Annotated in this window: 7 protein-coding genes, 1 tRNA gene, 2 rRNA genes and 1 pseudogene; 9 read left to right on the top strand and 2 right to left on the bottom strand. The window is 56.6% G+C overall.

Features of this window, described 5'->3' with window-relative positions; translation table 11 throughout:
- Positions 1 to 197 precede the first annotated feature (197 nt).
- The 4 genes from EOK75_RS12145 to EOK75_RS12160 all read left to right on the top strand — a co-directional run bounded on the left by EOK75_RS12145 (position 198) and on the right by EOK75_RS12160 (position 4,208).
- A 23S ribosomal RNA gene (locus EOK75_RS12145) occupies positions 198 to 3,031 on the top strand.
- A gap of 175 nt (positions 3,032 to 3,206) precedes the next feature.
- Positions 3,207 to 3,321 (top strand): 5S ribosomal RNA (gene rrf / locus EOK75_RS12150).
- A gap of 91 nt (positions 3,322 to 3,412) precedes the next feature.
- Positions 3,413 to 3,489 (top strand) — tRNA-Met (locus EOK75_RS12155).
- Between the two features lie 278 nt (positions 3,490 to 3,767).
- A complete protein-coding gene (locus tag EOK75_RS12160) occupies positions 3,768 to 4,208 on the top strand; it encodes a hypothetical protein (RefSeq protein WP_137194198.1) in 441 nt (146 codons plus the stop codon).
- A gap of 211 nt (positions 4,209 to 4,419) precedes the next feature.
- Here EOK75_RS12160 and EOK75_RS12165 read toward each other — a convergent pair.
- Both EOK75_RS12165 and EOK75_RS12170 read right to left on the bottom strand, forming a co-directional pair.
- A protein-coding gene (locus EOK75_RS12165; RefSeq protein ID WP_137192138.1) for an IS3 family transposase occupies positions 4,420 to 5,507 on the bottom strand; the annotation gives its coding sequence in 2 pieces (ribosomal slippage) (positions 4,420 to 5,246 and positions 5,246 to 5,507; 1,089 coding nt in all).
- 1,058 nt (positions 5,508 to 6,565) lie between these two features.
- A pseudogene (locus EOK75_RS12170) lies at positions 6,566 to 7,420 on the bottom strand (IS5 family transposase).
- Between the two features lie 186 nt (positions 7,421 to 7,606).
- On the opposite strand from EOK75_RS12170, the gene EOK75_RS12175 reads away from it, so the two are divergent.
- From EOK75_RS12175 to EOK75_RS12195, 5 genes are read left to right on the top strand one after another with little or no spacing between them, the layout of a single operon-like run.
- On the top strand, positions 7,607 to 9,235 hold the full coding sequence (locus EOK75_RS12175) for an ABC transporter substrate-binding protein (RefSeq protein WP_137194199.1): 1,629 nt from the start codon (positions 7,607 to 7,609) through the stop codon (positions 9,233 to 9,235).
- A gap of 55 nt (positions 9,236 to 9,290) precedes the next feature.
- On the top strand, positions 9,291 to 10,283 hold the full coding sequence (locus tag EOK75_RS12180; protein ID WP_137194200.1) for an ABC transporter ATP-binding protein: 993 nt from the start codon (positions 9,291 to 9,293) through the stop codon (positions 10,281 to 10,283).
- Complete coding sequence (locus EOK75_RS12185; RefSeq protein ID WP_137194201.1) at positions 10,280 to 11,260, top strand: ABC transporter ATP-binding protein; 981 nt, start codon at positions 10,280 to 10,282, stop codon at positions 11,258 to 11,260. The genes EOK75_RS12180 and EOK75_RS12185 overlap by 4 nt, the downstream gene beginning before the upstream one ends.
- A gap of 25 nt (positions 11,261 to 11,285) precedes the next feature.
- Complete coding sequence (locus tag EOK75_RS12190) at positions 11,286 to 12,215, top strand: ABC transporter permease (RefSeq protein ID WP_137194202.1); 930 nt, start codon at positions 11,286 to 11,288, stop codon at positions 12,213 to 12,215.
- Between the two features lie 10 nt (positions 12,216 to 12,225).
- Positions 12,226 to 13,086: an ABC transporter permease gene (locus EOK75_RS12195; protein ID WP_137194203.1), complete on the top strand. Its 861-nt coding sequence runs from the start codon at positions 12,226 to 12,228 to the stop codon at positions 13,084 to 13,086.
- The last annotated feature ends 4 nt before the right edge of the window (positions 13,087 to 13,090 follow it).

The following is a 13,090-nucleotide window of genomic DNA, read 5'->3' on the forward strand; positions in this document are numbered from 1 at the left end:
AAGCATCTGCTTCGAAGTGATATTGTTCCAAGTCTAGTACACTAACCGCTTAGATCCTTACGAGGATCGAAGCATGGGAAAGTATACAGCTTTTGACACTTTGTTCTTTTATTAGAACAATTTGGACGGCCTTCTCGGGCCGTCGCCGGAATTGGTTGGGCTTTGACTTATGTCGGAGCCTTGCTCTTTCTGGATCAAATCAAGCGCGAAAAGGGCGTTTGGTGGATGCCTAGGCAGTAAGAGGCGATGAAGGACGTGATACCCTGCGTTAAGCTATGGTGAGCCGGGAATAGGCTTTGACCCATAGATCTCCGAATGGGGGAACCCACCTGACATTTTGTTATAATAACCGCAAGGTTGCTTATAATGAGGTGAACCAGGTACTTTAATCCTGAATACATAGGGGTTTTAGAGCAAACCCGGGGAACTGAAACATCTAAGTACCCGGAGGAAAGGAAATCAATAGAGACTCCGCTAGTAGTGGCGAGCGAACGCGGACCAGCCGAGCCCTGAAGAGTGAGTAGAATGGTCTGGAAAGGCCAGCAATATAGGGTGACAGCCCCGTATACGAAGCTCCAAGGGACATATTAAGTAGGGCGGGACACGTGAAATCCTGTCTGAAGATCGGGGGACCACCCCCGAAGGCTAAGTACTCCTTACTGACCGATAGCGAACCAGTACCGTGAGGGAAAGGTGAAAAGCACCCCGACAAGGGGAGTGAAACAGTACCTGAAACCGGACGCCTACAAGCAGTCGGAGGGACATCAGTCCTGACGGCGTACCTTTTGTATAATGGGTCAACGACTTAGTCTAACGAGCAAGCTTAAGCCGATAGGTGTAGGCGCAGCGAAAGCGAGTCTTAAAAGGGCGCATGAGTTCGTTGGATTAGACCCGAAACCAAGTGATCTAGCCATGTGCAGGATGAAGGTAAGGTAACACTTACTGGAGGTCCGAACCAACACCCGTTGAAAAGGGTCTGGATGACGTGTGGCTAGGGGTGAAAGGCCAATCAAACTTGGAGATAGCTGGTTCTCCGCGAAAGCTATTTAGGTAGCGCCTCGGACGAATACCATTGGGGGTAGAGCACTACATGGATGATGGGGGCCCACAGCCTTACTGAGTCTAAGTAAACTCCGAATACCGATGAGTACTATCCGGGAGACACACGGCGGGTGCTAACGTCCGTCGTGAAGAGGGAAACAACCCTGACCTGCAGCTAAGGCCCCTAATTCGTAGTTAAGTGGGAAAGCATGTGGGACGGCCAAAACAACCAGGAGGTTGGCTTAGAAGCAGCCATCCTTTAAAGATAGCGTAACAGCTCACTGGTCTAGATAAGCTGTCCTGCGGCGAAGATGTAACGGGGCTCAAACTACGAGCCGAAGCTCAGGATGTGTAGCAATACACGTGGTAGCGGAGCGTTCTGTGATATAGGACGCTGTGTCTTTAGTACCTTCGGGTATTACGGACACAATGTGCTTTCTGTGAAGCCGGGCTGTAAGGCATCCGGTGGAGAGATCAGAAGCGAGAATGTTGACATGAGTAGCGACAAAGAGGGTGAGAGACCCTCTCGCCGAAAGTCCAAGGGTTCCTGCTTAAAGCTAATCTGAGCAGGGTAAGCCGGCCCCTAAGGCGAGGCCGAAAGGCGTAGTCGATGGGAACCAGGTTAATATTCCTGGGCCGTGAGGTGGTGACGGATTGCAGAGGTAGTTTACCCTTATCGGATTGGGTAGGCTGCTGAGTGGTCCCTGGAAATAGCCCCTCTATAAGACCGTACCCTAAACCGACACAGGTGGACAGGTAGAGAATACCAAGGCGCTTGAGAGAACCACATCAAAGGAACTCGGCAAAATGCCTCCGTAAGTTCGCGAGAAGGAGGCCCCACTTTTAGGCAACTAGAGGTGGGGGGCACAAACTAGGGGGTGGCGACTGTTTACTTAAAACACAGGGCTCTGCGAAGTCGTAAGACGACGTATAGGGTCTGACGCCTGCCCGGTGCTGGAAGGTTAAAAGGAGGGGTGCAAGCTCTGAATTGAAGCCCCAGTAAACGGCGGCCGTAACTATAACGGTCCTAAGGTAGCGAAATTCCTTGTCGGGTAAGTTCCGACCTGCACGAATGGCGTAACGATCTCCCCGCTGTCTCTGATGTGGACTCAGCGAAATTGAACTGTGTGTCAAGATGCACACTTCCCGCGGTTAGACGGAAAGACCCCATGCACCTTTACTATAGCTTCGCACTGGCATCAGGATTGAGATGTGCAGGATAGGTGGTAGGCATTGAAGCGGGAACGCTAGTTCTCGTGGAGCCTCCCTTGAGATACCACCCTTCTTACTCTTGATGTCTAACCGCGGTCCGTTATCCGGATCCGGGACCCTGCGTGGTGGGTAGTTTGACTGGGGCGGTCGCCTCCTAAAGTGTAACGGAGGCGCGCGAAGGTTGGCTCAGAGCGGTCGGAAATCGCTCGTTGAGTGCAATGGCAGAAGCCAGCCTGACTGCAAGACTGACAAGTCGAGCAGAGACGAAAGTCGGTCATAGTGATCCGGTGGTCCCGAGTGGAAGGGCCATCGCTCAACGGATAAAAGGTACGCTGGGGATAACAGGCTGATGATGCCCAAGAGTCCATATCGACGGCATCGTTTGGCACCTCGATGTCGGCTCATCTCATCCTGGGGCTGGAGCAGGTCCCAAGGGTACGGCTGTTCGCCGTTTAAAGAGGTACGTGAGCTGGGTTTAGAACGTCGTGAGACAGTTCGGTCCCTATCTGCCGTGGGTGTAGGAGATTTGAGAAGAGTTGCCCCTAGTACGAGAGGACCGGGGTGAACGTTCCACTGGTGGACCAGTTATCATGCCAATGGTAGTGCTGGGTAGCTATGAACGGACAGGATAACCGCTGAAGGCATCTAAGCGGGAAGCCCCCTTCAAAACAAGATCTCCCTTGAGAGCCGTGGAAGACCACCACGTCGATAGGCCAGAGATGTAAGTGCAGCAATGCATTCAGTTGACTGGTACTAATTGCTCGATAGGCTTGATTTGATCCAGAAAAAGCAAGGTTCATATGAACCAAGCATTCGGAAATAAAGTCAAAAGCAAACATCACTACGTCACAAAGTGACGGCAGTGTAAGAACATGGAACAATGATAAAGCCGCATAGCTTTATCACTGATGTTGTTACTTCCTGAATACCTCAGGAAAACGTTTCTTTCTCGGTTTGGTGGTCATAGCGCGAGCAAAACACCCGATCCCTTCCCGAACTCGGCAGTTAAGTGCCGCCGCGCCAATGGTACTGCGTCTTAAGACGTGGGAGAGTAGGTCACCGCCAAACCTAGTAAGAAACGTATCTCTCATAACGATGACAAAAATGACCCCAATCCTACACAAGGGGCACTATAGGGCCCAACAAAGCGCCCAACCGTCGCGGGGTGGAGCAGCCCGGTAGCTCGTCAGGCTCATAACCTGAAGGTCGTAGGTTCAAATCCTACCCCCGCAACCAAAATCCTAAATGATATCAAAGACTTAAATGTTGAGCGTTTCGCTTGTGTATAAGCACACCCGTTTTACGTCAACGCCACGTCAACGTTTACAGAGCCCCCCTGAAACCCAGGGGGCCTTTTGCGTTTGCGACGGGGCAATCCCCCGTGGCAACATCGCCGAATGATCGAGTTCCGCACCCTTCCCAATGACCATCTAGACCTCGCGCAGTCGTCAGGGTTTGATCGGGATCTGCGCGTGCTGTAGCACTGGTTGAAAACCTCGAGGTTCGACCGCCCTATGCCTGACACCAAACCCCCACGAAACCTGACCCAGGTGCTTTGCCAACGGCTACAGCGCGAGATGCTGAAGGCCTGCCAAGATGTCGCTGCCCGCCATGGTCTCGTGGTCGAGGCCCAAGACATCACTGGCGTGGATCTGCGATGGGGTTTCGATGCAGCCTTCCGCGTGTCTATTCCTCTGCCAGATGGTACCGCCCTCGACCCGGAAAGGCTACGATTTGAGGCGCTGGCCGAGGCCTTCGGATTGTCACCCGCCGATTACGGCCGCCAGTTCAGCACTGCGCGCGAGCGGTTCAAGATCACAGGCATCGACCCCCGCCGCCCAAAGTACCCGGTTTCGGCCGAACGCATCCCGGACGGGCAGGGGTTCAAGTTCACCTCCGACCAAGTGGCCCTGCTGTTGCAGAATGGTATGAGGGATGTAACGCCGAAGGAATAGTAGTGTCGTGACCGGCCCAGACCTGCCGTTGACCGGTGATCCAAGTGCTGCATTGCAGCTTCCCTGAAGCAGCCGTTGGACACATCGTGCAGCATTTTGGTTGGTCAGAGGGCGGCTGTGCGGACGAAGCGGCCACATCTAGCAAAGTCACACGTCGATTGGTTGCTCGTCGGGTAATCGCCCCCTTTTTAACGGGGTGCATCTGTAGAACTTACGCGGCCATTTTCAGTTTCATAGCGGGTGTGATGCCGCCGATGCCCATGTTCGGGCGGTCGTTGTTATATGTCCAGAGCCATTGTGTGGCCTGATCCTGAGCCTCCTCGATGCTTTCGATGATGTATTGATCCAGCCATTCATGCCGAACCGTCCGGTTGTAGCGCTCGACATAGGCGTTCTGCTGGGGCTGTCCGGGTTGGATGTGCTGGATCGTAACACTATGTTTCTCAGCCCATTTTCTCAGTGTTTCGCTGATATATTCCGGCCCATTGTCGACCCTGATCGTGCCCGGTTTTCCGCGCCATTCGATAATGCGATCAAGGCTGCGGATGACCCGTTCGGCAGGGAGCGAGAAATCAACCTCGATCCCCAGCCCTTCGCGGTTGAAGTCGTCCAACACATTCAAAAGCCGAAAAGCCCTGCCGTCGCCGAGGCGATCCGCCATGAAGTCCATGGACCAGGTCACATTCGGTCTGTTCGGGACCGCCAGAACGTCAGGCTTCTCCCGTTTCAGCCGCTTGCGCGGCTTGATGCGCAGGTTCAGTTCCAGCTCACAGTAGATCCGGTAGACCCGCTTGTGGTTCCACGGATGCCCCTTCACGTTGCGCAAATGCAGGAAACACAGGCCAAATCCCCAAGTCTTGCGCGCATCCGTCAGCCCTGTCAGCAGATCGGCGATCACCTCGTTCTCGTCTTTCAGCTTCGGGCTGTAACGATAGCAGGTCTCGCTGACCTCGAAGGCCCGGCACGCCAGCGCGATGCTGACGCCCCGTCGCTCTACCGCCGTTTCGGCCATCTCGCGGCGCTGAGATGGCCCCGTTACTTTTTTCCGAGGGCTTCCTTCAATAAGTCCGCCTGCATGCTCAGATCTGCATACATCCGCTTCAGCCTGCGGTTCTCTTCCTCCATGGCTTTCATCTGGCTGACCATGGATGCATCCATGCCACCATACTTCGCACGCCATTTGTAAAACGACGCATTGCTCATGCCATGTTCACGGCAAAGCTCGGCCACCGGCACACCACCTTCGGCTTGGCGCAGGATCGCAAGGATCTGGGGTTCGCTATATCTGGTCATTTTCATTCAAAATCTCCTCGTTCATCTTGCCGAGAAAATTCTACTTCCGCAGCCCCTTACTTTCGGGGGGGATTACCCAAACTGTGACATGGTGCTGAAACCGAAGTCGCTGCTCGCCTCAAGAATCTCCTTCTTCTCCGTCTCGAGCATCGTGATTTTCAACACGGTTTTCTTTGGCTTTGTCATAGGTTGGCTTCTTTCTAGCTGAGATGTCGTCTCCTTAAGATAAATGGGGTCGGCGAAAAAACATCAGTCGACCGCGACTGCATTGTGGATAACCTACCCGTAATCCACAATTTTTTGATAAGTCGACTGGGTGCTGTTTGCTCCTGTGATCTGGTGGGATCGGAACGCTCGAGTTTGGCGATCGATCAAAACACATGTCGGGGGTCCACATCTTGCAATGTCGGGTATATTTCAGGCTCTGACTTCCTAAGGGTTGTGCATGCCGATGGTTAGGAAATGGCGAGGATTTATTGGCGTACCCAAGGCCAGTCCTAGCCCGCCGTTGTTGGGGATCAGGCGTCAAAATCTGGTTGAACAATATTATCCAGTCCGATCAACTGCAAAGGACCGCTTTTTACGGATTTATAGGCTTTTACTTGGGAGAACCTAAGGCGCGGGACGGAATTCTTATTATCGGGCTGTGATTTTGATGAAATCGCTGAGCAGGTTCTAAGATTATTGTCCGATAAACGGGCTACAGGCTGCCAGCCATCGTCGCGCCAACTGGGTTCGAAACAGCAACGTCGACAACGCTTTTATCGTCGCCTTGTTTGCGCATAGCCCCTCTTTTGCGACTAATGCGGTGTGGCCCTGCGAGTTCTGGAATTGGTCTTGGCGCGATGCCCAAGGTTCATGCTCGCAAGACGCTGCAATGCCGAGAACTGGCGCAATCGAGTTGCCTTGGGGCTGCCGCATCGGACGGCACTGGGTTTGGAAGCCTTAATGAAAATCCCTGCTCGGAAATAGTTTCTTGGCCTGCTCTCGTGGATGATGAGCGGAGGATTGGCGTTGTTGCGCAACTCGCGCCTGAGGCATGAGTGCCCCTTACCCCGCTGACGTCATGCCACGCGGATGTGGAACTCGGCGGTCTGGCGGTCCGGGTCTCTCGCCATGATGCGTTCGCCGAAAGGATTTCAGGCAGCGCATCCTCGCCTCGATCCGGCTGCGGGTATGGTATCCGGTCCAGCGTTTCCAGAACGCTCGGCCATAGTATCGCGTTGCGCGCAGGGTTTCGTTGCGGGCGCGTGCCGCTCCGCAATCGTCTTTCCACAGGCGGCCGTTTTTCCGGATCGGAATGGCCTGCCGTTCGATGATGGCCTTGTGGCAGCGGCGCGTGTCATAGGCGCCGTCGGCAGTGACCGTGCCAATCTGCTCGCCTGCCGGGATCTGTCCGAGCCGGTCGCCATCACGGCTGGGGGTGAATTCCACGGGGCGGATGTCAGATGTGTCAGGGTCCATGGCGAGATGCTCTTTGCGCCACTGGCGGCGGCCCTGCACCCCGTGTTTGCGCGCCTGCCATTCGCCGTCGCCGAGGAACTTGATCTCGGTACTGTCCACGAGCAGGTTCAGCGGGCCATCCGCGCGGCGATAAGGGATCTGAACGGCCAGGGTCTCCTGCCTGCGGCATAGGGTGGAAAAGTCCGGCACGGGCCAGTCCAGGCCCGCCAGCCGCAGCAGGCTCGCCACCATCCCGGCGGTCTGCCTGAGCGGCAGCTTGAACAACACTTTGATCGACAGGCAGAATTGCATGGCAGCATCGGAAAATACCACAGGCCGTCCGGGGCGACCGTCACGCGGTGCGCGCCAGACCATGTCCTTGTCGACCCAGATCAGCAGCGCCCCCGCTTGCGCAGCGACACGTTGTAGCTGGACCAGTTCGTCGTGCGGTAGCGGGCGGGAGATGGCTTGCTCATGCACCGCGTCTAACAGCATGGATTCGCAAAGTGAATCCTCCGTCGACGGACTTGGGCAACAATGCCCTCCATGAGACAAAAAGTTCATATCCCTGTCGCGGAGCTGTCACATGCAAGATGGATAACACGCTTGAGATTGGTGCCGATGATGCCGTTGGTGCCGACATATGTTCAAGGAGTTTTCCAATGCTTATCCAACGTCGTCAAGCTCTTGGCCTACTGGGGGCCGCTACGGGTGCGCTGGCTTTGCCACGGATGGGGTTTGCCCAGTCGCAGCGCCGTTCAATCACAGTGGCGGTGCAAAAGATCACCAATAATAACACGCTCGATGTCTGGAACGAACAATCCAATGTTGGTGAGCGGGTGTTTTTCCCCAATCTTTGGGAAGGTTTGATCAACCGCAACTGGATGGGCGATCAGGGCGGCGTGCCGGGTCTGGCCACCGAATGGAAGCGGCTGGATGACAAAACCCTTGAGCTCAAGCTGCGGCAGGGTGTCAAATTCCACAATGGTGATGAGCTGACTGCTGATGATGTCGTCTTTTCCTTCTCGGATGAGCGTGTTTTTTCTGGAACGCAACCGGACGGGGGCCAGACGCTTTATCCAGAAAATTTCAAGCCCAAGACTGCAAAAGAGCTTCCCGCCGCTGTTCCGGGTGTTGGTCGCCGCTTGTGGCCCGCGCTGCGCGGGGTTGAGGCCGTGGACAAATATACCGTGCGTTTCCACAATGCCTCGCCCGATGTGACGCTAGAGGGGCGGCTGATCGCTTTTGGCTCGCAAATTGCCAACCGCCGCGCGTGGGAACAAGCCGCCACCTATGCGGAATGGGCAAATGCGCCAGTGACGACCGGACCTTACCGGGTTGCGGAATTCCGTCCTGATGTTTCGCTGACACTGGTTGCACATGATGAATATTGGGGCGGTCGCCCTCCGTTGGACCAGATCCGCTTTGTCGAGGTTCCCGAAGTTGCCAGCCGCGTGAACGGCCTTTTGTCGGGCGAGTATGATTTTGCCTGCGACCTTCCGCCGGACCAGCTGGACGCGGTGCGCAACACTGCGGGTCTGGAAGTGCAGGGCTCGACCATTCTGAACCACCGGATCCAGGTGTTCGACAAGACCCATCCCGTTCTGGCAGATCCGCTGATCCGGCGCGCGATGACCCATTCGATCGACCGCCAGTTGATCGTTGACGCGCTTTGGGACGGCCAGACCCGCGTGCCCGCCGGATTGCAGTGGGAATTTTACGACGACATGTTTGTCAAAGACTGGACCGCACCACAGTTCGATTTGGGGCTGGCGCGCGATCTGGTCAAACAGGCGGGCTACAACGGCGATGCCATCCCGTTCCGGGTGTTGAACAATTACTACATCAATCAGGTCTCGAATGCGCAGATCATGGTCGAGATGTGGAAACAGGCCGGTCTGAACGTCGAAATCCAGATGGTAGAGAACTGGGGTCAGGTGAATTCCCAAGACACGGCGCGGGGGGTGCGTGACTGGTCCAACTCCGCGACCTTCAATGATCCGGTATCCTCGATTGTGGCGCAGCATGGCCCGAATGGACAGCAGCAGCAATTGGGCGAATGGACAAATGTTGAGATGAACGAGCTGTCGAACTTCATGCAGAAATCCGTTGATCGTCCCGCCCGCAAGAAAGCCTTTACGCGGATGCTGGAGATCACCGAGCGCGAAGACCCGGCCTTTCAGGTCTTGCATCAGAACTGCGTGTTCACCGGCATGAAGTCCGAGCTGAGCTGGAAAGCTGCACCGGCCTTCGCCATGGACTTCCGCGCCGAAAACTGGCGCGCCTCCTGACATCATTGGCGCGGCGGGTCTCTCGCCGCGCCCTTTGTTTAAAGGAATGCCTGATATGACATTTGTTTCAATCCGGGATCTGAAAGTCGCTTTTGACGGGGTTCAGGTTCTTCACGGTATAAATATGGACATTGGCCGTGGCGAGGCGGTCGGGCTGGTCGGTGAATCCGGCTGCGGGAAGTCTGTTACCTGGCTGGCGGCCCTTGGTTTGCTTCCTGGCAAGGCGCGCGTTTCGGGCTCTGTCACCCTTGAGGGGCAGCAGCTGATCGGCACAAAACGGGCTTCGGTCGAGGCCGTGCGCGGTGGCCGTATCGCGATGATCTTTCAAGACCCGTCATCCTCTTTGAACCCGGTGCGCAGCGTGGGCCATCAAATCGCCGAGAGTCTGGCCCTGCACCGCGCGATGGGCCGGCGCGCCGCACGGATTGAGGCCATCCGCCTTTTGGATATGGTCGGCATTCCCAACGCCGCCCGACGGGTTGATCTTTACCCGCATGAGTTCTCCGGCGGGCAGTGCCAGCGTGTCATGATCGCAATGGCTTTGGCGGGCGAACCTGACCTGCTGATTGCGGATGAGCCGACGACAGCACTGGACGCGACGATCCAGGCTCAGATCCTTGACCTATTGTCGATGCTGCGGCGGGAAACCGGAATGGCGATGGTCTTTATCAGCCATGATTTGGGCGCGGTTGGCGCGATTTGTGACCGCATCAACGTGATGTATGCCGGGCGGATCGTCGAAAGTGGCAATGTTTCGGCGATGTTCGATCATCCCCGCCATCCCTATACCCGCGGCTTGTTCGATGCGATCCCGCGTCTGGACGGGGCGCGCAACCGGTTGATCCCTATTCATGGTACCGTGCCAGACCCAAGCCAATTGCCCGCAGGATGCGTCTTTGCCCCGCGTTGCAGCAAGGCCAGCGCCTTTTGCAACAGCGAGCGCCCCGAACTAAAGCCACAACGCGACGGGCGGCAGCTGGCCTGTTTCCATCCCGTCTTGCCGGTCCAAGCTGAGCCGGAGTTGCCCCGTCAAAGGGCCGTTGCATGACTGCCCTGATCGAAGCGCAAGGGCTGGTGCGTTGCTATGACGGGCCAAAAACCATGTTCAAATCTGGAGCCCCCGTGCGGGCGGTGGACGGGATTGATCTGACGCTCGCCCCCGGTGAAACGCTCGGGGTTGTCGGGGAAAGCGGTTCGGGGAAATCGACGCTCGGGCGTATGCTCTTGGGGATTGACCCCCCGACAGAAGGGCGGGTGCTCTTTGACGGCCAGCCGATGCCACCGCTGCAAACGGCGGCTTGGCGATCGCTGCGCGCACAGATGCAGTTGATATATCAAGACCCGCTGGCGGCGCTCGACCGGCGGCTTACCATTGGTGACCAAATCGGCGAGCCGTTGGAGATCCATGGTCTGGCGCGCGGGTTTGAGCTGAAAGAGCGGGTCGCGGATCTGATGGCGCAGGTCGGTTTGCGGCAAGATCAGGGTGCGCGCTATCCGCATGAGCTGTCGGGCGGGCAGCGCCAAAGGGTGATCATTGCGCGGGCTTTGGCAACATCGCCACGTCTGCTGGTTTGTGATGAGCCGGTCTCGGCGCTGGATGTGTCCATTCAGGCGCAGGTGGTGAACCTGCTGCGCGATCTTCAGCAAACCCACGGCATCGCCATGATCTTTATCAGCCATGATCTGAAAGTTGTGCGCAATATCTGTGACCGGGTGGCGGTCATGTATCTGGGCCGGATCGTCGAAGAGGCCTCCTCGGACGTGATATTCGCACAGCCGTTGCATCCTTATACGCAGGCGTTGGTGTCATCGGTGCCCATCCCCGGCCAAGCCCTGGAAGGGCGTATATTGCTAAAGGGTGAGCCGCCGAACCCGGCACAGCGTCCGTCTGGTTGCAGCTTCCATCCGCGCTGTCGTTTCGCAACCCCGGCCTGTGCGGATACCGCGCCAAAGCTGTTGTGCGCAAGCCCGGACCGTAGCGCTGCCTGTCATTTGATTACCCCCCTGCGAGGTCAGGCCGCATGAAACGCATGATTGAAAAGGCCAAGATATGCTAAGCTATATGCTGACCCGGTTGTTGCGGGCCGTCCTGACGATCTTGTTGGTCATGACCTTTGCCTTTATTGTGCTGCGCCTGTCGGGGGATCCTGCCTCGATCATGCTTGGACCGGATGCGCCAACGCTGAGCGTTGCGGCCTTCCGCGCGGAATGGGGGCTGGATGACCCGATCTGGAAACAATATCTGGCCTATCTCAAATCCATCGTTCAGTTGGATTTCGGCATCTCCATGCGCGACAGATCCCCCGCCATCAATCTGGTGCTGGAGCGGTTGCCCGCAACGCTGGCGCTGACTGTGCCAACCATGATTATCCAGCTTGGTATCGGCATCCCTGCCGGGGTCTATGCGGCCCTGCACCGGCAAACGCTTGCGGATCGCGGTGTCATCATGCTGTCGATCTTCGGCTTTACAATTCCGTCCTTTGTCATGGGGCTTTTGCTGGTGATGGTCTTTGCCGTCATGCTGGGATGGCTGCCATCAGGCGGGCAGGACAGCTGGCGCCATGCGATACTGCCGATCCTGACCATGTCGGTGGGGGGCATCGGCATTCTGGCGCGGTTTTCACGCTCTGCCATGATTGAGGTTTTGGGCCAGCCCTATATCCGAACCGCGATGGCCAAGGGGCTGAGCTGGCGGGATGTGGTCTGGCGGCATGCCTTGCCCAATGCCTCTGTGCCGATTGTCACCATTGTCGGCTTTATGGTCGGTTCGCTGATCGCCGGGGCGGTTGTGGTGGAGAGCATCTTTTCATGGCCGGGCATCGGACGGTTGTTGATCGTATCCGTGTCAAACCGCGATCTGGCCGTCGTGCAATGCCTGCTGCTGGTCATCGCCTCGGCCATGGTGATCGCCAATCTTTGTGTCGATTTTGCCTATGGCCTGCTTGATCCGCGGTTGCGCGCAAAAGCCGCTGCACATTGAGGAAACCCTTATGACGTATAACGCAATCGACATCACTGCATCGCGCCGCCGCCGCATAGGTTTCAAGGTGCCGTTGCTGGTTGCATTGGGTCTGGCCTGGCTGGCCTTGATGGTCATCACCGCTGTTCTGGCCGATGTCATCCGACCCTATGATATCACACAGATGGATTTATCGGCACGTTTGGCCAGACCGCTGTCGGAAGGCCATTTGCTCGGCACGGATGAACTGGGGCGCGATGTGCTTTCACGGCTTATCCAGTCGATCCGCGTATCGCTGTTCATTGCCTTTGGCGCGACCATTCTATCGGCGCTTTTCGGCACGGCATTGGGCTTTCTGGCCGCGCAGTATCGCGGCATTGTAGAGCATTTCATTCTTGTGCTGGCCGATTTTCAGGCCGCCTTGCCCTTTTTGATCCTGTCCTTGGCTGTACTGGCATTCTTTGGCTCGTCCATGCTGCTGCTGGTCGGGCTGATGGGGTTTTATGGCTGGGAACGCTATGCGCGTATCTCGCGCGGCTTGGCGATTTCGGCAGGGGCGCAGGGCTATGCCTCGGCGGTTGTGCAACTGGGGGCAACGCCCGCCCGTGTCTATCTGCGCCACATTCTGCCCAATGTCGCCTCCACCCTGATCGTATCAATGACGCTGACCTTTCCCGAGATCATTCTGATGGAAAGCGGGTTGTCGTTCTTGGGGCTCGGGGTGCAGCCGCCAGAAAGCTCTTTGGGCAATATGGTTGGTTTTGGCCGCGAATACCTGACGCGTGCGCCCTGGATCATGCTTGGCCCCGCCTTTGTGATCATGATGACAACCTTGTCGATCTCGCTGGTTGGAGACTGGCTGCGTGACAAGCTCGACCCGACAATCCGTTGATGAA

The organism is Pseudorhodobacter turbinis (assembly GCF_005234135.1).
Lineage (GTDB): Bacteria > Pseudomonadota > Alphaproteobacteria > Rhodobacterales > Rhodobacteraceae > Pseudorhodobacter > Pseudorhodobacter turbinis.

Excerpts from the sequence above, each read along its gene's own strand:
- EOK75_RS12180 (WP_137194200.1), top strand. The coding sequence starts at position 9,291 with ATGACATTTGTTTCAATCCGGGATCTGAAAGTCGCTTTTGACGGGGTT.
- EOK75_RS12160 (WP_137194198.1), top strand. The coding sequence starts at position 3,768 with ATGCCTGACACCAAACCCCCACGAAACCTGACCCAGGTGCTTTGCCAA.
- EOK75_RS12195 (WP_137194203.1), top strand. The coding sequence starts at position 12,226 with ATGACGTATAACGCAATCGACATCACTGCATCGCGCCGCCGCCGCATA.
- EOK75_RS12190 (WP_137194202.1), top strand. The coding sequence starts at position 11,286 with ATGCTAAGCTATATGCTGACCCGGTTGTTGCGGGCCGTCCTGACGATC.
- EOK75_RS12185 (WP_137194201.1), top strand. The coding sequence starts at position 10,280 with ATGACTGCCCTGATCGAAGCGCAAGGGCTGGTGCGTTGCTATGACGGG.
- EOK75_RS12175 (WP_137194199.1), top strand. The coding sequence starts at position 7,607 with ATGCTTATCCAACGTCGTCAAGCTCTTGGCCTACTGGGGGCCGCTACG.